Origin of the sequence: Lysinibacillus sp. S1, assembly GCF_044986265.1 — a bacterium.
In the GTDB taxonomy this organism is placed as follows: Bacteria; Bacillota; Bacilli; order Bacillales_A; family Planococcaceae; genus Lysinibacillus; species Lysinibacillus capsici.
This window is the reverse complement of the sequence record NZ_CP173154.1, coordinates 1,549,472-1,570,996: the sequence shown is the minus strand read 5'-3', so window position 1 is coordinate 1,570,996 and position 21,525 is coordinate 1,549,472. Positions and strand designations below refer to the sequence as shown.

The window sequence follows — 21,525 nt, the reverse complement described above, 5'->3', positions numbered from 1 at the left end:
GTTCATGCAGCAATTACGCAGAAAAAGCAATTACAACCGCTGTTGATACAATATTTCAAATAAATAAGAGATTACACACAATTTTCAGTATTTTTGTGATACAATAGCACACATTATGGAACATGTATTCAAGGAGAGATGACAGATGACAAAGCAGTTAACAGTTGCGGTTGTTGGGGCAACAGGTGCAGTAGGATCGAAAATGATGGAGCAGTTGATTAAACGTAAATTTCCGATTGGACATATTAAATTTCTAGCTTCTGCTCGTTCAGCAGGAAAATCAATCGAATTTAATGGGGAAACATATACAATTGAAGAAGCGACACCTGAGGCTTTCGAAGGCGTCAATGTCGCTTTATTCTCAGCTGGTGGTTCAGTATCAGCTGTGCTTGCACCAGAAGCAGCTAAGCGTGGTGCAGTAGTTATTGATAATACGAGCCATTTTCGTATGGATCCAGAGGTACCGCTTGTCGTGCCTGAAGTGAATCGAGGCGACTTAGCGAAGCATAAGGGAATTATTGCGAATCCAAACTGCTCGACAATTCAAATGGTAGCTGCGCTTGAACCAATTCGTCATGCATTTGGTTTAACAAAAGTAATTGTTTCAACTTATCAGGCAGTATCAGGTGCAGGGATTTCTGCGATCCAAGAATTAAAGGCACAAAGCGAAAACTGGGATGCAGGTAAAGATGTAGAAGCAAATATTTTACCGTCTGGTAGTGATAAACGTCATTACCCAATTGCTCGTAATGTCATTCCACAAATCGATAAATTCACAGATAATGGATTTACATACGAAGAAATGAAAATGATTAATGAGACGAAAAAAATCATGCATGCACCAGAGCTAAAAGTAGCTGCTACTTGTGTTCGTGTGCCAGTCGTTTCAGGTCACTCTGAATCTGTTTATATTGAGGTAGAGAAAGACGCGTCAATCCAAGAGATTTTCGAAGTATTACGCAACGCACCAGGTGTGGTATTACAAGATGATATTGCAACACAAACTTACCCAATGCCTATTTATGCAGAAGGGGAAGACGCTACTTTTGTAGGACGTATCCGTCAAGATTTAGACAACAGCAAAGGGTTCCATCTATGGATCGTTTCTGACAATTTATTAAAAGGCGCCGCATTAAACTCTATCCAAATTGCAGAAGCAATGCTTGAGGATAACTTACTATAAGAGGGGTGTAAGGATGAATTTAGGTCGAATTGGAACGGCAATGATTACGCCGTTCAAAAATGATGGCACGATTAATTATCCAGAACTAGAACGTATTATTAAYCATTTAATAGACAATGGTACTGATTGTATTGTTGCTTGTGGTACGACTTCTGAAAACCCAACTATGTCTACAGAAGAGAAAATTGAAGTTGTACGCTTTACCGTAGAGAAAGTAGCAGGTCGCGTACCAGTTATTGCAGGTACTGGGGATAATGAAACAGCTTACTCTATCGCGATGACACATAAGGCAGAAGAAAATGGAGCAGACGGCATTATGCTTGTAGCTCCTTACTATAATAAGCCAAATCAACGTGGGATTTATGCTCACTTTGAAACCATTGCTAAACAAACTAGTCTCCCTGTTATGCTTTATAATGTTCCAGGGCGTACTGGGGTCAATGTTGCCTATGAAACTTCTGTTGCATTAAGCAAGATTCCTAATATTGCTTGGATTAAGGAAGCGAGCGGTAACTTAGATCAGATGGGTGATGTTATTGAGAATGTTGATCCAGCTGATGATTTCTTAGTGTATAGTGGGGACGATGGTTTAACACTCCCACTAATGGCCATTGGTGGAGCAGGTGTTATTTCTGTAGCTGCCCATGTGGTAGGCAATGATATGCAATTAATGATTAAAGCGTTTGAAGAAGGAAATCATAAGCTAGCAGCCCAAATTCACCGAGCCTTATTACCTTTAGTACGTGCGCTGTTCGCTCAGCCCAACCCTTCACCGATTAAATATGCGATGACAAAATTAGGATTTGATACACTCAATGTTCGTTTGCCGATGATGGAAATGACAGATGAAGAGAAAGCTAATTTTGACCGAATTTGGGATACGTATCAAGAAAAAGCGAAAAGTTTTAGATAAATAGCAGCGAGGCTGATAGCATTACAGCCTCGTTTTTTATATTTTTTAAATAAAAAGTATGTACAAAATTTGTAACTCCTCGTCCTTACAAATACTTATTTAGCTCTATTTATACAGGATAGCCAATATTTGTTTTCCATCTGCTAGTAATAAGCAAATAGCAGGAAAATCTATTTCCTACGTGAAACATGTATTTTTAATTTGTGCAAAAGCTTTGCAAACCGTATAATAAATGTTAAGTGGTTGCTGTTCGGGATATTTTTTAGGAGGAAATAAATTGACAAAAAAGAAAAATGAATTAATCCGCATCATCCCTCTTGGTGGTGTAGGCGAAATTGGGAAAGCCATGTACGTAGTAGAAATTGATGAAGAGCTATTTGTGGTGGATAGCGGCTTAATGTTCCCAGAAGATGAAATGCTAGGTATAGATATCGTGATTCCTGACATTACTTACTTAGAAGAAAATAAAGAACGTGTGAAAGGTATTTTCTTAACACATGGTCATGAAGATGCAATTGGCTCTATTGCCTATGTATTACAAAAAATAAAGGCACCTGTGTACGGATCGAAATTAACTATTGCATTAGCAAAGGAACATTTAAAAGAATTACCTGCACCACATCAAGTGAAGTTTTTTGAAGTAACAAACCGTAGTCGTATGAATTTTAACTCAACGTATGTAACATTCTTCCACACAACACATAGTATTCCCGATTCGTTAGGGGTAGTGTTCCATACATCTGAAGGCGCGATTGTTCATACAGGAGAGTTTAAATTCGATCAGTCAGCGACAGGTAAATTTAAACCTGATTTAGCAAAAATGGCACAGCTAGGAGAAGACGGCGTTTTCATTTTACTATCTGAGTCTTGCGAAGCTGAGCGACCAGGATATACGACATCAGAGATTGTCATTGAAGAACAATTATCAAAAACATTCCACTCAGCACCAGGTCGTATTTTAGTAGCTGTTTACGCATCGAATTTTATTCGAATTCAACAAGTATTTGCTCAAGCACAGAAATCATTCCGTAAGGTTGTAATTGTGGGCAAACCTTTGGAAAAGGCAGTTGATTTAGGCGTACAGCTTGGTTATTTAACAGTCGAAGAAGATACAATTATTCCGATCTCGGAAATGCAAAAATATCAAGATGATGAAATTATCATTATTGCAACAGGCAACAGAGGAGAACCTCTCGATGCTTTAGAAAAAATTGTCCGTAAGCACCATCGTGACATTAAAATTAAACAAGGTGACACGGTACTAATTACTTTTACACCTTCTCCTGGCATGGAAGTTCAAATGGCGAATACAATGAACTCTATGTCAAAAGCAGGCGCTGAAATTTTGACTTCTAGCAAAAATGTCCATGTTTCAGGACATGGTAGCCAAGAAGATTTAAAGCTGATGCTAAACTTGATGCAACCAAAGTACTTTATTCCCGTACAAGGAGAATACCGTATGCTAATTGCGCATTCTAAATTATCACAACAGCTAGGTATGCAAAAATCCCAAATTTTTATCGCTGATAAAGGGGATATCGTAGAATATAAAAATAATAAAATGCGCATGAGTGGTCGTGTACAAGCTGGTAATGTCTTAATTGACGGTATTGGTGTAGGCGATGTAGGTAACATTGTACTTCGTGACCGTAAATTATTATCGCAGGATGGTATTTTCATTGTGGTGGTAACATTAAATCGAGCACAAAAGAAAATTGCCTCTGGGCCAGAAATTTTATCACGAGGCTTTGTCTATGTACGAGAATCAGAGGAATTAATGATTGAGGCTTCTGACATTGCGAGGAATGTGATTGAAAAGTACGTTGGGAAAGAAACCTTTGAATGGACGAACATAAAACAAGAAATTAGAGATACGCTAAATACGTATTTATTCCAAAAAACAAAACGTCGCCCAATGATTATTCCTATTATTATGGAATATTAATTGAACAAGCTCATCGTATATGCTTTGAGGAAAAAATAAATGATAAAGGATTTTCTCCCAATTGCGGTGGAAAATCCTTTTTTTGAAATATTCAAGTTCTACATGTGATGATTCGCTACATATATAGAATGGATTGCAGAAGAAGGTGAATTTGATGGCAGTTAGTAAGAGAAAAAAAGTTACTAAAAGTAAAACGACAACAGAAAAAAAAGAAATGCATCCGCTTATGTACGAAATATTAGGGTTGCTCTTAATTGCATTAGCAGTCATTATGATTTTTGAATACGGCATGATCGGGCGGATTCTACAAACAATCGCCATGTTCCTTTTTGGTAATTTACATTTTGCTGTTCCATTTATGCTTATATTTGTTGCATTGTTAATGATGATTGGTCGTAAAAAAGTTGGGATAAAGGATCGATTAATACTTGGCATGTTCCTCATTGTTATGAGCTTAACGATTTTTAGTCATGGCATATTATTTGAACAACTATCCAAATCAGGTGGTCTACTATCTGATTCTGTGCTACGTGAATCATGGCGAATTTTGATTAATACAGATGGTATCATTCATCGTAGTAATGCTTTAGGGGGTGGCATGATTGGTGCCCTACTATTTAGTGGGCTTCATGTGCTGTTTGAAGCCTCGGGGGCAAAAGTTGTTGCTTGGGTTATTTTCTTTATTGGTTTAATTCTTGTCACTGGTAAAGCATTAGTGCCTTATCTAGCAGAAAAAACGCCAGATATATTTGGTAAATGGAAAAAAAAGCATCATGATAAGAAAAAAAATACACCGAAAAAACCAAATAATCGTCGTTCAAGAGTAGAGAGTGGGGATGAAGTAGCAGCTGTTAATCAATCTATAGATATGCCTGAACAAGAAGAAGAAATACCACATGAACCAATTATTTCTGCTTTTACACAGAATGTTTCACAGGAAAGAGAAGTGATTGATACAACTCACATGGTGGAAAATGAACTTGAAGAAGCATCGGATGATGTCCAGATTCAGGGCACAGATGCAGTAGAAAATGCAGATTATCAGCTCCCATCATATAATTTATTACAATTACCTCCACAACATGATCAAAGTGGTGAATATTCAGTGATTCAGGCAAATGCCAAAAAGCTTGAGCAGACATTACAANKNNTKGDNRTRRWSRSRNAGGTGACACAGGTGCATTTAGGTCCTGCTGTTACGAAGTACGAGATTTTACCAGATATCGGTGTGAAAGTAAGCAAAATTGTCAATTTGCAAGATGATCTTGCATTAGCATTGGCAGCTAAAGATATTCGTATGGAAGCGCCAATTCCTGGGAAATCTGCGATTGGTATAGAAGTACCTAATAGTGAGGTAGCCATTGTAACACTTCGTGAGGTATTAGAATCGAAAGATGGTGCTAAGCCTGAAGCATTATTACAAGTAGCATTTGGTCGAGATATTACAGGACAAGCTGTATTAGCAGAGCTCAATAAAATGCCACATTTACTTGTAGCTGGTTCTACAGGTAGTGGGAAAAGTGTTTGCATAAATGGCATTGTTGTATCCATACTAATGCGTACAAAACCGCATGAAGTGAAGCTCATGATGATAGACCCAAAAATGGTTGAATTAAACGTTTATAATGGGATTCCACATTTATTAGCGCCTGTCGTAACGGATGCACGTAAAGCTTCGCAAGCACTGAAAAAAGTGGTATCTGAAATGGAACGCCGCTATGATTTGTTTTCTCATACAGGTACAAGAAATATTGAGGGCTATAATGCACATGTCCAAAAGGTTAATGATCAAACAGAGGAAAAGCATCCAAAGCTACCTTATATTGTGGTTATTGTAGATGAGTTAGCGGATTTGATGATGGTCGCATCAAGTGATGTAGAGGATTCGATTACACGTTTAGCGCAAATGGCAAGGGCAGCTGGCATTCATTTGATTATTGCCACACAACGACCAAGTGTAGATGTTTTAACAGGTGTCATTAAAGCAAATATTCCATCCAGAATTGCTTTTGCAGTTTCTTCCGCGATTGACTCAAGAACAATTTTAGACATGGGTGGAGCTGAACGATTATTAGGACGAGGCGATATGTTATTTTTACCTGCTGGAGCTTCTAAACCAAAAAGGGTGCAGGGTGCCTTTTTATCAGATCAAGAAGTGGAGGCAGTCGTTCATTTTGTTATAGAACAGCAAAAAGCTCAGTATCAGGAGGAGATGATTCCTACTGAAGAAGAGACCATTTTAGAGGAAACAGATGATTTGTATGATGAAGCAGTCCAATTAGTTGTCAATATGCAAACAGCATCTGTCTCTATGCTTCAACGTCGCTTCCGTATTGGTTATTCAAGAGCTGCACGTATTGTTGATCAGATGGAGCAACGCGGTATTGTTGGGCCTCCAGAGGGTAGTAAACCTCGTCAAGTACTTGTTCACCAATACGATAACTAAGCAAAAAATGAAGACGAAAATGGCGAGAGCATTTGTATTTTTGTCCAAAAATTTGCAGATAAAATAAAGAAAGAATGAATTCTATAACAGATTTTACTCAAAACTGTTTATTTCATTCTGCAAAAATGTTATATTTATGAACGATTAGTAGGAATGTTGTACATCAGATGTCTGATCTCTGATTTTGGTGGTGATATATGTGACTATTAAAGCAGATCATCGTCATCTCTATCTTCAAGTAATCGATCGTTTAAAATCTGACATCGAGGCTGGCGTTTTTAAAGAAAATGAAAAGCTGCCTTCAGAATTTGAATTATCGAAATCACTAGGAGTCAGTCGAGCAACACTTAGAGAAGCACTTCGACTGTTGGAAGAGGAAAATGTGATTGTGCGCCGACATGGGGTTGGGACTTTTGTCAACCCGAAGCCGTTGTTTACATCAGGCATCGAGCATTTATCTAGTATTTCTTCTATGATCGAGGCAGCAGGTATGGAGCCAGGTTCGCGATTTTTAAAAGCGACTGAGCATGTGCCTTCTGAGGAAGATTTAAAACGCTTCCAAAGTGATGGCGACGATAAAATACTCACGATTGAACGTGTCAGAACAGCGGATGGTGAGCCAGTAGTATACTGCATAGACAGGCTACCTGCAAGCTTCCTGCCTACTGACTTTGTCGAAAAAAAAGAAGTTTCACTGTTCTCTGCACTTGAGCAATCTGGCAAAATTCATGTAGCTTATGCTGTAACCTATATTGATCCAGTTGGGTATCATGAACAAGCCTCACCGATTTTAAATTGTGGACGTGAGACAGCTCTTTTAGTGTTAAAGCAATTGCATTATGATGATCATGATCAAGTAGTGCTCTATTCAAAAAATTATTTCCGAGCTGATAAATTCAGCTTCCATGTAGTTCGTAAACGGGTGTAGAACATTTCTAAATTTTTTCCTGCTAATTACAATACCTTTGGGGGGTTAATTAAATGAAAAAACGTAAATTTGGTTTAGTATTAACATCAGTATTAGCGGCAAGTGCTATTTTAGGTGCTTGTGGTACGAAAGACGACGAAAAGCCAGCGAAAGAAAATGACAATGCTTCAGGTGGCGAAAGCACAGAAGAAGCTTTCTCAGTAGCGATGGTTACTGACGTAGGTGGCGTTGATGACAAATCATTCAACCAATCTGCATGGGAAGGTGTACAAGCTTACGGTAAAGAGCATGATTTATCAAAAGGTGATGGTGGTTTTGACTACCTACAATCAGCTTCAGATGCTGACTATGAAACAAACTTAAACAACTTAGTTCGTCGTGACTTTAACTTAGTATTTGGTATCGGATTCATGATGGCTGATGCAATTGATGCAGTTGCTTCTGAAAATCCAGATAACCACTTTGCATTAATCGATGCTGAAGTAGAAGCAGACAACGTAGTAAACGTACTGTTCAAAGAGCAAGAAGGTGCTTTCTTAGCAGGTGTTGCTGCAGCGAAAACATCTAAAACAGGTAAAATCGGCTTCGTAGGCGGCGTTGATATTCCAGTTATTAACCGTTTCCACGCTGGTTTCGTTGAAGGGGCTAAAGCAGTAAACCCAGATATCGATATTCAAGTAAAATATACTGGTGCCTTTGATAAAGCAGATCTTGGTAAAATTACAGCGAACAGCATGTATTCKTCAGGTGTAGATGTAATCTTCCACGCTGCTGGTGCAACTGGTAACGGTGTATTCTCTGAAGCAAAAGAGCGTAAAGCGACAGATCCAAATGCTGATGTATGGGTTATCGGTGTAGATGCTGACCAATACGACGAAGGTAAAGTAGACGATAAAACAAACGTTACATTAACTTCTATGTTAAAAGGTGTTAATACAGCAGTAGTAGATATTTCAAATAGAGCGAAAAATGGTGATTTCCCAGGTGGAGAAACACTTGTTTACGGTTTAGCTGAAGACGGCGTTAAACTTGCGGATTCTCGCGGTGCGATTCCAGAAGATGTACAAAAAGTAATCGACGAATATAAAGAAAAAATTGCTAAGGGTGAAATCAAAGTTCCAGAAAAAGTGGAAAAATAATTCATCTTTTGATCATCATAAGGGACTCTTAGAAGGACCTTATGATGATTTTTCAATCTATCGTTATATTTAGATTATTCGCAATACTCTATTTAACTAGATTTATAGAAACCTTATAGAGGTAGTAATTATGATTTGAAWAATGATGGTAACAAGKTAATAGAAGAAAGGTTTCTAAYGATGACCTTTCCTGTATTAATTTAGCAAAACATCTACCTCTATAGGTGGKATATTAAATCGGTAATAAAATATAGCCTCTAGTAGAAAATTTATTACTGGACGTATGGCTCATTTGTACCATACATCATGTAGCAGCAGATACTATACGCTAAGATGAAAATACTTAATAATAGTGCCTATTAAGGGAGTGACAAATTTGGATTATGTGATTGAAATGCTAGGAATCCGTAAAGAATTCGGTAATTTCGTGGCGAATAATAATATCACCCTCCAACTGAAACAAGGCGAGATTCATGCATTGCTAGGTGAAAATGGTGCAGGTAAATCGACTTTGATGAACGTCCTTTTTGGTTTGTATCAACCAGAGGGTGGCGAAATTCGTGTACGTGGGAAGGCTGTAAAAATTACAAACCCGAATATTGCCAATGATTTAGGGATTGGCATGGTGCATCAACATTTTATGTTGGTAGAAAACTTTACGGTAACAGAAAATATCATTTTAGGCACTGAGCCTACTAAAATGGGAATTGTGAATATAAAAGATGCGGCTAAGAAAGTACAAGCACTTTCTGAAAAGTATGGATTAGATGTTGATCCGAACGCCAAAATCGAGGATATCACGGTTGGTATGCAACAGCGTGTAGAAATATTAAAAACATTGTATCGTGGTGCCGAAATTTTAATTTTTGATGAACCAACTGCATCATTAACACCGCAAGAAATTACCGAATTAATTCAAATAATGCGCCGTCTTATCGCAGAGGGTAAATCCATTATTTTAATTACGCATAAGCTAAAAGAAATTATGGAAGTTTCAGACCGTGTGACGATTATCCGTAAGGGAGAAGGGATTGGCACAGTTGTAACCGCTGCCACAAATCCTGATCAGCTTGCTGAAATGATGGTTGGCCGTCAGGTTGAATTCAAAACGGAAAAAACGGATGCGACACCGACTGACGAAGTGCTTGCGATTGAGAACTTGGTTGTTACAGACTATCGAAATATTGATAAAGTGAAAGGTCTTAATTTAAATGTTCGTAAAGGTGAAATCGTAGGTATTGCTGGTATTGATGGTAATGGTCAATCCGAGTTAATAGAAGCCATTACAGGTCTACGCAAAATTAAAAGTGGTAAAGTCAAGCTGAATGGTAAAGATATTACTAACATGAAGCCTCGTAAAATTACAGAGGAAGGCGTAGGACATATTCCACAAGACCGTCATAAGCATGGATTAGTTTTAGATTTCCCAATTGGTCATAATATTGCATTGCAAACATATTACCAATCTCCAATAGCGAAGGGCTTTGTGATGGACTATAAAAAGGTGTCAGAGAAAGCTCGCCAAATCATTAAAGAGTATGATGTGCGTACTGGTAATGGAGAGATGACACCAGCTCGTGCATTATCTGGTGGTAACCAACAAAAAGCAATTATTGGTCGTGAAATTGACCGTAACCCCGATCTACTAATTGCTGCTCTACCAACGCGTGGACTTGACGTAGGAGCTATTGAATTCATTCATTCTCGTCTAATTGAGCAACGTGATAAAGGGAAAGCCGTTTTGTTAATCTCATTTGAATTAGATGAGGTGATGAATGTTTCGGATCGAATTGCTGTTATCTATGATGGACAAATTGTTGATGAGTTAAATCCGAAAGAAACGACTGAACAAGAGCTAGGCTTACTAATGGCAGGACAAAGTAAAAAAAATATAAAGCGTGATGCGAAGGAGGGGAACGACTAATGTCAAATCGTGTCATTAATATCCTCGTTCCTATCATCTCTATCATTATCGGTTTAATTGTAGGGGCTATCGTTATGGTAGTCAGTGGCTATGACCCAGTGCAAGGTTATATCGCTCTTTGGACAGGTATTTTTGGAGATTCATATTCAATCGGGAACACAATTCGTCAAATTACACCATATATTTTAGCAGGTCTTGCGGTAGCATTTGCATTCCGTACAGGGCTCTTCAATATCGGTGTTGAAGGTCAGCTAATTTTAGGTTGGCTAGCCGCTGCTTGGGTAGGTTATGCGTTTGAACTTCCTAAAATCATTCACTTACCATTAGCATTGCTTGCAGCAGCAGCTGCAGGAGCATTTTGGGCCTTTATTGCAGGTTTCTTAAAAGCGAAATTTAAAGTTCACGAAGTTATTGCGACAATTATGCTGAACTACACTGCACTTTATATTGCAAATGCAGTGATTAAAAAATTGTCCGATGGCAGCTTTAAAACAGAACGTATCCATGAGTCAGCTTCTTTACGTTCTCCGTTTTTAAGAGAGCTTACAGACAATTCAAGTCTTCACTATGGGATCATTGTTGCACTTTTAATGGTAGTTGTGATGTGGTTCATTTTAGAAAAAACAACACGTGGCTACGAGCTAAAAGCAGTAGGTTTTAACAAAAATGCTGCTGACTATGCAGGTATGAGTGTCAATAAAAATATCATTTTAGCTATGACAATTTCTGGTATGTTTGCAGGTCTTGGTGGTGCGATGGAAGCTTTAGGGACATTCCAAAACGCATCCATTAAACCTGGCTTTACGGGAATTGGGTTTGACGGTATCGCCGTTGCGCTTCTTGGAGCCAATACACCACTTGGAGTAGTGTTTGGGGCATCCCTTTTTGGTTCTTTAAAATATGGTGCATTAAATATGCCAAATGCTGCGGGTATTCCAGAAGAAATCGTATCCATTATTATTGCATTGATTATCTTCTTCGTTGCATCAGGCTATATTATTCGAGTAGGCTTACAAAAGCTGAGCAAGAAAAAGGAGGGACAATAACATGAGCTTTTTAGAAATGTTATATTTCATCATCCCTTCAGCGATTCTTTATGCAACACCTTTGATTTTTACGGCCATCGGTGGGGTATTCTCTGAACGCTCTGGTGTTGTCAACATCGGGCTAGAAGGCTTAATGATTGTCGGTGCGTTTGTTGGTATTTTTGTCAATTTAGAATTCGCTTCATCATTAGGGGCAGCAACAGTTTGGGTGGCAATGCTAGCAGCTGTTGTGATTGGTGCTGTGTTCTCACTTTTCCATGCTGTAGCTTCTATTTCTTTCCGTGCCGATCAAACGGTATCAGGGGTAGCTATTAACTTACTAGGTTTAGCTGCAACCGTATTCTTAGTAAAAATGATTTATGATAAAGGTCAAACAGATATGATTGACCAACCGATTCGTCGTTTCGGTGTCCCTTACTTAGAGGATATTCCGTTCTTCGGTCGTTTACTGTTCCATGATGTTTACAGCACATCTATTTTAGCGTTCGCTGTAGCATTCGGGGCATGGTTTATCATTTATAAAACGCCATTCGGCTTGCGTTTGCGTGCCGTGGGTGAACATCCAATGGCAGCAGATACAATGGGTATAAATGTAAATAAAATGCGCTATATTGCCGTGATGATTTCAGGGGCATTAGGTGGTCTTGGTGGTGCAGTGTATGCACAAACAATTACACACGACTTCTCACATGCAACAATTGCTGGTCAAGGTTTCATGGCTATTGCCGCAATGATTTTCGGGAAGTGGCATCCAATTGGAGCACTAGGTGCAGCCTTATTCTTCGGTTTAGCACAAACATTAAGTATTGCAGGGAATCAAATTCCGCTAATCGAGAATGTTCCAGCAGTATATCTACAAATTTTACCGTATGTGTTAACAATTCTTGCTTTAGCAGGATTTATTGGTAAAGCAAACGCTCCAAAAGCGAGTGGACAACCTTATATTAAAGGTAAACGCTAAGAAAAGCATTTTAAGGACTGGGCACTATGCTCGGTCCTTTTTTTATTATAATTGGCGTAATTTTTAATTTTTCCCATACATACTTTGGATTCCTTTTGCAATTATAGACAATAGACATGTATAGTATGTGTAGTACATCGTTATATTAAGAAGGATAGGAGGGTTTCATATGTTTAAAACAATACCTTTTGCAAAAGGTGTCAATTTGCATATCCGACAAACGACCCAATTTAAAACCGTAAATTTTTCAATTAAATGGAGAAGAGCATTAACGGCTAAAAGTGCATCAGAGCGTACAGTATTAACAAATGTACTGCAGCACAGTAATGCTAAATATAAGACAACTGCTGCTTTTCGAAGCTTTTTAGATGACTTGTATGGTACAGTTTTGTATTTTGATACATCGAAGCGCGGAAATGAGCATACGGTTCTTATGAATGTAGAGACTGTTAATGATCATTATCTAGCAAATACAAGTGTCTTAAACGAAGTCCTTGGTTTATTGCATACAGCTATTTTTGAGCCTAATCTAGAAAATGGTGTCTTTAAGGAATCCGTTGTTGAGCGTGAGAAAAAGACAGTTATTCAACGTATTGAATCTATTTTTGATGATAAATCTCGCTTTGCTCAATTCCGTCTACAACAAATCCTGAGACCAAATGAGCCAGCATCAATTTCAGCGAATGGTAGTGTCGAAGAAATTCAAAAGATTACCCCTGCCTCATTATTTGAGGCTTATCAATCGATGCTAGCTAACGACAAAATCGATATTTATGTAGCTGGAGACATTAATGAAGAGGAAATTGTTGCGAAATTAAAAAAAGCGCTACCATTTAAGGATCGTACTCCTGAGGAAGTTCCAGCAGTACTCCCCCAACAACATCCAGACAATGATTATGTAAGAGAACAGCATGAAATGAAACAAGGTAAACTTCATATTGGCTTTAGCACACCTGTTAGATTTGGTGATGCAGATTTCTCTAAGATGCAAATTTTTAATGGGATTTTTGGTGGATATCCACATGCTAAGTTGTTTATGAATGTTCGTGAAAAAGAGAGTCTTGCTTATTATGCTTCTAGTTCCTATGCTTCGCATTATGGACTTGTATTTGTTGTATCTGGGATTGAAGCTAAAAATGAAGAAAAAGCGCTATCTTTAATTAAAGAACAACTTGCCGTCATGCAGGCTGGCGACATTACAGATTTAGAGCTGGAGCAAACAAAGGCTATGCTGACGAATCAGCTAAAAGAATCCTTAGATTCGGCACGAGGTCAAATTGAAATTTTTGATCAATATAAGGATTTACCTGAGGAATTCTCAGTTCAAGCCTGGGCAAATAAGTGGAAAGCTGTGACAAAAGAAGATGTTGTTGCAATGGCAAAGCAAGTGCAGCTTGAAGCGGTCTATTTCTTATGTGGAAAGGAGCAAGCCGCACAATGAAAACAATAGAATTTAAACAATTAGATGAAATACTTTATTATGAAAAACTAGACAATGGCTTAGATGTTTATATATTGCCGAAAAAAGGCTTTTCTAAAACATTTGTTACATTTACAACAAAGTACGGCTCTGTCGATCGTACGTTCGTGCCAATTGGTGAAACAGAAAGTATTACTGTACCAGATGGTATTGCACACTTTTTAGAGCATAAAATGTTCGAAAAAGAGGATGGAGACGTTTTCCAAAAATTTAGCGAATATGGTGCTTCTGCGAATGCCTTTACATCGTTTACGCGTACAGCTTATTTATTTTCATCTACTGACAATATTTATAAAAGTACAGAAACTTTATTGAATTTTGTCCAAGAACCATACTTTACAGAAGCTACTGTCAATAAAGAAAAAGGAATTATCGGGCAAGAAATTACAATGTATGATGATCAACCAGACTGGCGTCTATACTTTGGCACAATCGAAAATATGTATCATCATCATCCTGTAAAGATTGATATCGCTGGTACAATTGAATCGATTGATGGCATTACAGCCGAGCACTTATATACGTGCTACAATACGTTTTATCATCCTTCGAATATGTTGTTATTTGTGATTGGTGCTGTTGAACCAGAAGAAATGATGACGTTTATTCGTGAGAATCAAGGTAAAAAAGAGTTCCCAGAACCAACGCCTATTCAACGCTTCTTTGATATAGAACCAACAGAAGTAGCTATTAAAGAACGTACATTAAATATGGATGTTCAAAAACCAAAAATTTATGTAGGTTTAAAAGCGAAAGACACTAATTTATCAGGTCAGGACATGTTAAAGCATGAGTTGTCGGTTCAAATTGCACTTGAGCTTATTTTTGGACGTACCTCTGATTTTTATGAACGTGTTTACGAGGAAGGTTTAATTGATGAGACATATGCTTTTGATTTTACCTTAGAAAATGGTTTCGGGTTTGCCATGATCGGATCAGATTCAGCAGAGCCTGATAAATTGGCAAAAACGATTATGGACGAATTAGCAAAATATGAAGGAAATAGCCAGTTTGATCGTGCTGGTTTGGATCGTATAAAACGCAAAAAAATTGGGTTCTTCCTACGTGCACTAAATTCGATCGAGTTTATCGCAAACCAATTCACACGATATTCCTTTAATGACATGAATTTATTTGATGTAGTACCAGTACTTGAGACATTAACTGTGGATGATTTACAAAAAGCATTTGCTTCTATCCAAGGTGAAACACAGCAAACGGTCTTTAAAATTCTGCCAAGTAAGCAGGATGCACAGTGAAAAAATTTGCCCTTGTTTTAGGTGCATCAGGTGATATCGGTCATGCCATTTGTCAAAGCTTAGCTGAGGACGGCTGGTCTATCTATGTACATTATTCAAACAATCAAAATGCGGCACAGAGATTATGTGAAATGCTTTCCGAAAATTTCCCTGCACAAGAATTTATGCTTGTACAGGGGGATTTTTCAATTGTTAATGGAGCAGAATTAGTAGCCGCGCAAATTTTCAATGTGCAGGCTATTGTTTTTGCCAATGGACAAGCCCACTATTCATTGCTCGAAGATACGACAGTTGAGGATATGGATGCTTTATGGCGTGTTCATGTTCAAAATCCTATGAGACTAACAGCTTTACTTTCTGGAAAACTTCGCAAGCATGAAGTGAGCTATGTACTATTTATAGGTTCCATCTGGGGAGAAKCTGRCTCWRCRGGGGAGGMAMTTKAYGCWAYTGTTAAGGGTGCGCAACATGCTTTTGTTAAATCCTATGCAAAAGAAGCGGCATTATCTCGGATTAGAGTGAATGCTATTGCTCCTGGTTTTATAAATACCTCAATGAACAGCCATCTAAATCAAGAAGAGCTTCAATACATTTTGGACGATATCCCACTAGGCTCCATTGGACAAACAAAAGATGTGGCTGAAATGGTACGTTTTTATTTGTCTGGTAAAGCTAATTATGTGACAGGACAAATCGTACGATTAAATGGAGGCTGGTACATATAATAATCTCTTTTGCACATACTACTTGTGTAAAGGAGGAGGAAGAATATGACCATTTTAGAAAACTGGCAAAAATGGACATCGTTTTTAGGACAAAACGTTATGCAAGCTGAATCAAGCGGTATGCCGAAGAAAATGATTCAAACGGCTGCTGTCCAAATTGGGGAATATTTGGCGACTAATGTCGATCCTAAAAACGAACAAGAGCGAGTGCTGTCGGATTTATGGGGCGTTGCCTCTGAAGATGAAAAACATGCATTAGCGAATTGTGTCATTAAGCTTGTACAAAATAAGCATGTGCAGTAAATAAAAGAGGAGAGCCAATCTCCTCTTTTTGCTATACAATAAACTTTTTATCTGTGAAAACGGGAACGTATGTAAGCCTATTTAACAGTCTTCAAAAAAAATTAGTAAATAACGCTGTAATTCCATGTATTCTAACTTTCCATTACATAAAAAATCAGCTATGATGGAACTTATAAAGGATTTTTTACGTTAACTAATAGGAAGGGAACGAGTGTGTTGAGCGATTGGTACTTTGAATATGAAATTCAGGTGAATCGCCCTGGATTATTAGGAGATATTGCTTCACTTTTAGGGATGCTTCGTGTCAATATTATATCAATAAATGGTGTAGATGAGGATCGACGTGGTATGTTAGTGCATACAGACAATGATGAGGCAATTGAGCGTTTTCGTACAATTGTTTCGACAATGGAACATATTAACGTAACCAAATTTCGACAACCAAAACTTCGTGACCGTTTAGCCATTAGGCATGGTCGTTATATTCCTCGAGATGCAGATGAAAAAAACACATTCCATTTCGTAAGAGATGAATTAGGTATTTTAGTCGACTTTATGGCAGAACTCTTTAAAAAAGAGGGACATAAGCTGATTGGTATTCGTGGCATGCCACGTGTTGGAAAAACTGAATCCATAGTAGCCGCCAGTGTCTGTGCCAATAAAAAATGGATCTTTTTATCATCTACAATGATTAAGCAAACAGTTCGTAATAAGCTTGTGGGAGATGAATTTAGTCGTAACAATATTTTTATTTTAGATGGTATTGTGACTCGACGTTCATCTGATGAGAAACATTTGCAATTAGTGCGTGAAATGATGAATATGCCTTGTATCAAAGTTGTAGAGCATCCAGATATGTTTGTTCAGCATTCTGAATATAAAATAGAGGATTTTGATTATATTATTGAACTACGTCATCACACTGATGAAGAAATTACTTATGAAATAATGGAAAWAARWCATATGTCCGAATCCGATTCTTTTGGAGGATTTAATTTTTAATTTGATGTTAAAGTAGGTGTTATTAGTGGCAGAATTAGGGACTCGACTGAAAGAGGCGAGACTGTCTAAAGGCTACAGCTTAGACGATTTACAAGAAATAACGAAAATCCAAAAACGTTATTTAGTAGGAATTGAAGAGGGCAATTATTCCATTATGCCTGGTTCGTTTTATGTACGAGCTTTTATCAAACAATATGCAGAAGCTGTTGGGTTGGATGCGGAAGAAATCTTAGAGACATATAAAAATGAACTACCGAGCACTCCAAACGATCAAGTAAGTCAATCGATGACGAATAGCCCCAGCAGAAGAAAAGTAACGAAAGGCCCTTCGAATAAAATGATGGAGGCTATGCCAAAAATCATTGTTGCTTTATTTATTGTAGTCATTATTGTGGCTATATGGGTGCTATGGCAATCAAAAAACAGTCCAGGGACAAGCGAAGAAGTAAATCCAACTCCTGAAATTGAATATGACACAAATGTCAAGCCAATTGATAGTGAGAAGGATAAAAAAGAACAAGAAAATAAAGATGCACAGAAAAATGATAAAGAAGATACAAAAGCTACAGAAGAAACACCAACTGATGAAGATGACACTGATCAAACTGAAGAGATGAAGCAAACAATTTCCGCGGGTACTGTTGAAGCAGATGGAGCGACAACTTCTTATACGTTAACAGGGACAGATACAATGAAACTGAAAATTGAAATATCAGGCCCTACATTTGTTGGTATTCGCAATCAACAGCAACAAGAAATCTTAACAGATACGCGTGTCTATAATGCCGGGGAAGTAGTTGAATTTGACGCCTCAACACAAAACTATGTTCGTATTCGTCTCGGTAATTCAACGCAAGCTAAAATCTATATTAATVWCVAACHTCTAACGTATGCACAACAAATTGTAACGCAAAATATCGTCATHAATTTCAATAAAGAACAGTAGTCATCACATGATGACTACTTTCTTTCATCATGAAAGGTGTTAGAAAAATGAACATTCCAAATAAAATTACCATCTCTCGAATCTTACTTATTCCATTCTTTGTCATTGTTATGATGTTTGATTTTGGCTGGGGAACATTATCACTTTTTGGTGCAGAGATGCCAATTCATCATTTTATAGGCGCACTTATTTTTATCTTTGCTTCAACAACCGATTGGGTGGATGGTTATTACGCACGTAAGTATAATCTTGTAACGACATTTGGGAAATTTTTAGATCCCTTAGCTGAMMAKTTAMTTGTCTCAGCAGCCTTTWTTTTAATGGTCGAGCTTAAGATGGCACCTGCTTGGGTAATTATCATTATTATTAGTCGTGAATTTGCTGTAACAGGTTTACGTTTGATTTTGGCAGGTGGWGGAGAAGTCGTAGCTGCCAATCAGCTTGGTAAAATTAAAACTTGGGCACAAATTGTAGCGATTGCTGCTGCTCTTTTACACAATACAATCTTTACATTGGTTGGTATTCCATTTGATACAATCATGCTCTATGTTGCATTGTTCTTTACACTTTGGTCAGGATGGGATTATTTCTATCTAAATCGACGTGTATTACTTGAGTCTAAATAAGAAAGGTCTTGGGATCATGAATGCTGAAATTCTTGCGGTTGGCTCAGAACTATTATTAGGTCAAATTACGAATACAAATGCGAGATTTATCTCAAGCCAGCTATCCGAGCTTGGCATCAACGTTTTTTATCATACCGTAGTAGGCGATAATGCAAAGCGTTTAGAACAAGCTATCGAAGTGGCAGAGTCTCGTGCAGATCTCATTATTTTTTCGGGAGGACTTGGTCCAACAAAAGATGATTTAACGAAGGAAACGATTGCACGTCATCTTGGTGTTTCTCTTGAGCTTGATGAAGTAGCATTGACGTATATTGAGCAATTTTTTGCTAAACGAGGACGTCCAATGACGGAAAATAATCGTAAACAGGCATTAATTTTAGCTGGGAGTGAAGTATTAGCTAATCACCATGGAATGGCTCCAGGTATGATCTTCACAAAAAATGATCGCACTTATATTTTATTACCAGGACCTCCAAAAGAGTTAGAACCAATGTTTCAATTTGAGGCTAAACCTAAACTTGCTGCGATGCTTAATGATGGAGGGATCATTGCATCACATGTTATGCGATTTTATGGAATTGGTGAGGCCGAGCTTGAAGTACAAGTTCAAAATATTTTAGATGCACAAACCAATCCAACAGTTGCTCCACTTGCTTCTGATGGTGAGGTAACGTTACGCGTAACAGCTAAAGCCGCAACAGAGCAACAAGCTGGCCAGCTTATTAAGGCAAAGGTTGCAGAAATACAAGCACTTGTTGGTGATTATCAATATGGTGTAGATGATGATTCCCTTGCCTCAAAAACGGTAGAAATGCTACTGGATAATGAGCTAACAATTGCGGCTGCAGAAAGTTTAACTGCTGGTTTATTTCAATCTGAACTTGCGGAAATTCCAGGGGTAGGCAATGCACTTATAGGAGGCGTTGTTACCTATGCAGCAGATGCGAAAGTAAAACAGCTAGGCATTTCACAAGAATTAATTGATACACATGGTGTTGTGAGTGCTGAGTGTGCAGCGGCAATGGCAAGTGCTGTTCGTGAGAAATTTGCTACAAATATTGGGATTGGTCTTACAGGAGAAGCAGGTCCCACTGCACATGATCATCAGCCAGTAGGTACGGTTTGGATTGGTATTGCCATAAATGACGAGGAGCCGCTTACATATTTACTTCATTTATCAGGCATGCGGAATACGAATCGACTCCGTGCGGTGAAATTTACATGCCATTATTTAATGCAACTTTTAGAAGAACGTGGCTACACAAAACGATATTAAAATAGAGTAGAACATAGGAATTTGGGTAGAGGAAAACTATCCAAATTTTTATTTTGAAGAAAAATCGAATAAATGTTCGCTTTTTTCTTGCGTGTTTTCTCAAAAACAAGTATAGTAGAGATAGATAAAAACAGTGAACAGTTTTCGAAGGAGGAAAATGAATGAGTGATCGTAAAGCAGCCTTAGAACAGGCTCTAAAACAAATTGAAAAGAATTTTGGTAAAGGTTCCATCATGAAACTCGGTGAAAAAACCGATTTAGAAATTGCGACATCTTCAAGTGGTTCACTTGCACTTGATGCTGCATTAGGAGTCGGTGGATATCCACGTGGACGTATTATTGAAGTATACGGTCCAGAATCATCTGGTAAAACAACTGTTGCTCTACATGCCATTGCTGAAGTACAGGCAACAGGTGGACAAGCAGCATTTATCGACGCTGAGCATGCATTAGACCCGATCTATGCACAAAAATTAGGTGTCAATATTGATGAGCTATTGTTATCACAACCCGACACAGGTGAGCAAGCACTTGAAATTRCAGWAGCATTAGTGCGTAGTGGAGCTATTGATATTATCGTTATTGACTCTGTTGCTGCCTTAGTGCCAAAAGCTGAAATTGAAGGGGATATGGGTGACTCTCATGTCGGCTTACAAGCACGTCTAATGTCTCAAGCTTTACGTAAACTTTCAGGTGCGATTAATAAATCAAAAACGATTGCTATTTTCATTAACCAAATTCGTGAAAAAATCGGTGTCATGTTCGGTAATCCAGAAACAACACCAGGTGGACGTGCGCTTAAATTCTACAGCTCTGTCCGTTTAGAAGTGCGACGTGCAGAAGCTATTAAGCAAGGTAATGATATTGTTGGTAACCGTACTAAAATTAAAATTGTAAAAAATAAAGTAGCACCACCTTTCCGTACAGCTGAAGTAGATATTATGTATGGAGAAGGAATTTCTAAAGAAGGCGAAACAGTCGATTTAGGCGTAGAATTAGACATTGTACAAAAAAGTGGTTCTTGGTATGCATATGGCGATGAGCGCTTAGGTCAAGGACGAGAAAATGCTAAACAGTATTTAAAAGAAAATACTGCTGTCCTAGAAGACATAGCAAATAAAATCCGAGCTTCTTATGGTATTGCAGCTTCTTCTTATACAATTGCTGCCCATGATGATGAAGAAGAGATGGATGAAGAATTAATGTTACTTCTGGAAGAAGAATAATTAATGATTGCATTGTTCCCACTTTATTGAGGGGGCAATGCATTTTTTTGTCTATATTCTTAAATTTTTACACATAATAAGAGAGAGKCTATGTGTTTATTTCTTATGTACTGTTTTTTTATTAATTGTATTTAACATGAAAAATTTTCTAGTGAAATAGTAATAGGGAAAAAATTCACTGAATGGATAGGACTTAC

General features: G+C 37.9%; 18 protein-coding genes and 1 pseudogene (1 of these 19 running past the window's edge). All 19 read left to right on the top strand.

Annotated features, from left to right (window positions below; genetic code table 11):
• Positions 1 to 63, top strand: partial view of a dipicolinate synthase subunit B gene (locus ACHZEU_RS08210; protein ID WP_404804343.1) — the 3' end only. The gene continues 528 nt to the left of window position 1, outside the view; 63 of the gene's 591 nt are visible here — the last part of the coding sequence; the start codon falls outside the window, past its left edge; its stop codon occupies positions 61 to 63.
• An 82-nt stretch (positions 64 to 145) separates the two neighbouring features.
• On the top strand, positions 146 to 1,183 hold the full coding sequence (locus ACHZEU_RS08205; RefSeq protein ID WP_048391546.1) for an aspartate-semialdehyde dehydrogenase: 1,038 nt from the start codon (positions 146 to 148) through the stop codon (positions 1,181 to 1,183).
• Between the two features lie 13 nt (positions 1,184 to 1,196).
• Positions 1,197 to 2,096 (top strand): 4-hydroxy-tetrahydrodipicolinate synthase, encoded by a 900-nt coding sequence (gene dapA, locus ACHZEU_RS08200; protein WP_048391545.1) that lies wholly within the window; start codon positions 1,197 to 1,199, stop codon positions 2,094 to 2,096.
• A 277-nt stretch (positions 2,097 to 2,373) separates the two neighbouring features.
• Positions 2,374 to 4,041, top strand: a complete 1,668-nt coding sequence (locus tag ACHZEU_RS08195) for a ribonuclease J (protein WP_404804342.1) — start codon at positions 2,374 to 2,376, stop codon at positions 4,039 to 4,041.
• 154 nt (positions 4,042 to 4,195) lie between these two features.
• A pseudogene (locus ACHZEU_RS08190) lies at positions 4,196 to 6,487 on the top strand (DNA translocase FtsK).
• A gap of 199 nt (positions 6,488 to 6,686) precedes the next feature.
• The gene (locus ACHZEU_RS08185) at positions 6,687 to 7,415 is read left to right on the top strand and encodes a GntR family transcriptional regulator (protein WP_048391539.1); all 729 of its coding nucleotides are present in this window, start codon (positions 6,687 to 6,689) and stop codon (positions 7,413 to 7,415) included.
• Between the two features lie 53 nt (positions 7,416 to 7,468).
• Entirely contained in the window at positions 7,469 to 8,554 is a 1,086-nt protein-coding gene (locus ACHZEU_RS08180; RefSeq protein WP_404804341.1) for a BMP family protein, read from the top strand.
• A gap of 376 nt (positions 8,555 to 8,930) precedes the next feature.
• The gene (locus ACHZEU_RS08175; protein ID WP_054550535.1) at positions 8,931 to 10,478 is read left to right on the top strand and encodes an ABC transporter ATP-binding protein; all 1,548 of its coding nucleotides are present in this window, start codon (positions 8,931 to 8,933) and stop codon (positions 10,476 to 10,478) included.
• Positions 10,478 to 11,524, top strand: coding sequence for an ABC transporter permease (locus ACHZEU_RS08170; RefSeq protein WP_004224945.1), 1,047 nt, complete (start codon positions 10,478 to 10,480; stop codon positions 11,522 to 11,524). Before ACHZEU_RS08175 ends, ACHZEU_RS08170 begins: the two co-directional genes overlap by 1 nt.
• 1 nt (position 11,525) lies before the next feature.
• A complete protein-coding gene (locus ACHZEU_RS08165) occupies positions 11,526 to 12,485 on the top strand; it encodes an ABC transporter permease (protein ID WP_048391533.1) in 960 nt (319 codons plus the stop codon).
• Between the two features lie 169 nt (positions 12,486 to 12,654).
• A complete protein-coding gene (gene yfmF / locus ACHZEU_RS08160; protein ID WP_054550536.1) occupies positions 12,655 to 13,926 on the top strand; it encodes an EF-P 5-aminopentanol modification-associated protein YfmF in 1,272 nt (423 codons plus the stop codon).
• Positions 13,923 to 15,224, top strand: coding sequence for an EF-P 5-aminopentanol modification-associated protein YfmH (gene yfmH, locus ACHZEU_RS08155; RefSeq protein WP_259950896.1), 1,302 nt, complete (start codon positions 13,923 to 13,925; stop codon positions 15,222 to 15,224). Before yfmF ends, yfmH begins: the two co-directional genes overlap by 4 nt.
• On the top strand, positions 15,221 to 15,949 hold the full coding sequence (gene ymfI / locus ACHZEU_RS08150; RefSeq protein ID WP_404804340.1) for an elongation factor P 5-aminopentanone reductase: 729 nt from the start codon (positions 15,221 to 15,223) through the stop codon (positions 15,947 to 15,949). The genes yfmH and ymfI overlap by 4 nt, the downstream gene beginning before the upstream one ends.
• Positions 15,950 to 15,994: 45 nt before the next feature.
• Positions 15,995 to 16,252, top strand: coding sequence for a DUF3243 domain-containing protein (locus ACHZEU_RS08145; RefSeq protein WP_004224939.1), 258 nt, complete (start codon positions 15,995 to 15,997; stop codon positions 16,250 to 16,252).
• Positions 16,253 to 16,468: 216 nt separating this feature from the next.
• Positions 16,469 to 17,254 carry a DUF3388 domain-containing protein gene (locus tag ACHZEU_RS08140; protein ID WP_404804588.1) on the top strand — a complete coding sequence of 262 codons (786 nt, stop codon included), beginning with the start codon at positions 16,469 to 16,471 and terminating at the stop codon, positions 17,252 to 17,254.
• Between the two features lie 16 nt (positions 17,255 to 17,270).
• Positions 17,271 to 18,200, top strand: coding sequence for a helix-turn-helix domain-containing protein (locus tag ACHZEU_RS08135; RefSeq protein ID WP_404804339.1), 930 nt, complete (start codon positions 17,271 to 17,273; stop codon positions 18,198 to 18,200).
• 47 nt (positions 18,201 to 18,247) lie between these two features.
• Positions 18,248 to 18,826, top strand: a complete 579-nt coding sequence (gene pgsA, locus ACHZEU_RS08130; RefSeq protein ID WP_404804338.1) for a CDP-diacylglycerol--glycerol-3-phosphate 3-phosphatidyltransferase — start codon at positions 18,248 to 18,250, stop codon at positions 18,824 to 18,826.
• A gap of 16 nt (positions 18,827 to 18,842) precedes the next feature.
• Positions 18,843 to 20,102, top strand: coding sequence for a competence/damage-inducible protein A (locus ACHZEU_RS08125; RefSeq protein ID WP_048391687.1), 1,260 nt, complete (start codon positions 18,843 to 18,845; stop codon positions 20,100 to 20,102).
• A gap of 161 nt (positions 20,103 to 20,263) precedes the next feature.
• Positions 20,264 to 21,328, top strand: a complete 1,065-nt coding sequence (gene recA, locus ACHZEU_RS08120; protein ID WP_404804337.1) for a recombinase RecA — start codon at positions 20,264 to 20,266, stop codon at positions 21,326 to 21,328.
• Positions 21,329 to 21,525: the final 197 nt, after the last annotated feature.

Excerpts from the sequence above, each read along its gene's own strand:
- ACHZEU_RS08125 (WP_048391687.1), top strand. The coding sequence starts at position 18,843 with ATGAATGCTGAAATTCTTGCGGTTGGCTCAGAACTATTATTAGGTCAA.
- yfmF (WP_054550536.1), top strand. The coding sequence starts at position 12,655 with ATGTTTAAAACAATACCTTTTGCAAAAGGTGTCAATTTGCATATCCGA.
- ACHZEU_RS08165 (WP_048391533.1), top strand. The coding sequence starts at position 11,526 with ATGAGCTTTTTAGAAATGTTATATTTCATCATCCCTTCAGCGATTCTT.
- ACHZEU_RS08145 (WP_004224939.1), top strand. The coding sequence starts at position 15,995 with ATGACCATTTTAGAAAACTGGCAAAAATGGACATCGTTTTTAGGACAA.
- ACHZEU_RS08205 (WP_048391546.1), top strand. The coding sequence starts at position 146 with ATGACAAAGCAGTTAACAGTTGCGGTTGTTGGGGCAACAGGTGCAGTA.
- ACHZEU_RS08170 (WP_004224945.1), top strand. The coding sequence starts at position 10,478 with ATGTCAAATCGTGTCATTAATATCCTCGTTCCTATCATCTCTATCATT.
- yfmH (WP_259950896.1), top strand. The coding sequence starts at position 13,923 with ATGAAAACAATAGAATTTAAACAATTAGATGAAATACTTTATTATGAA.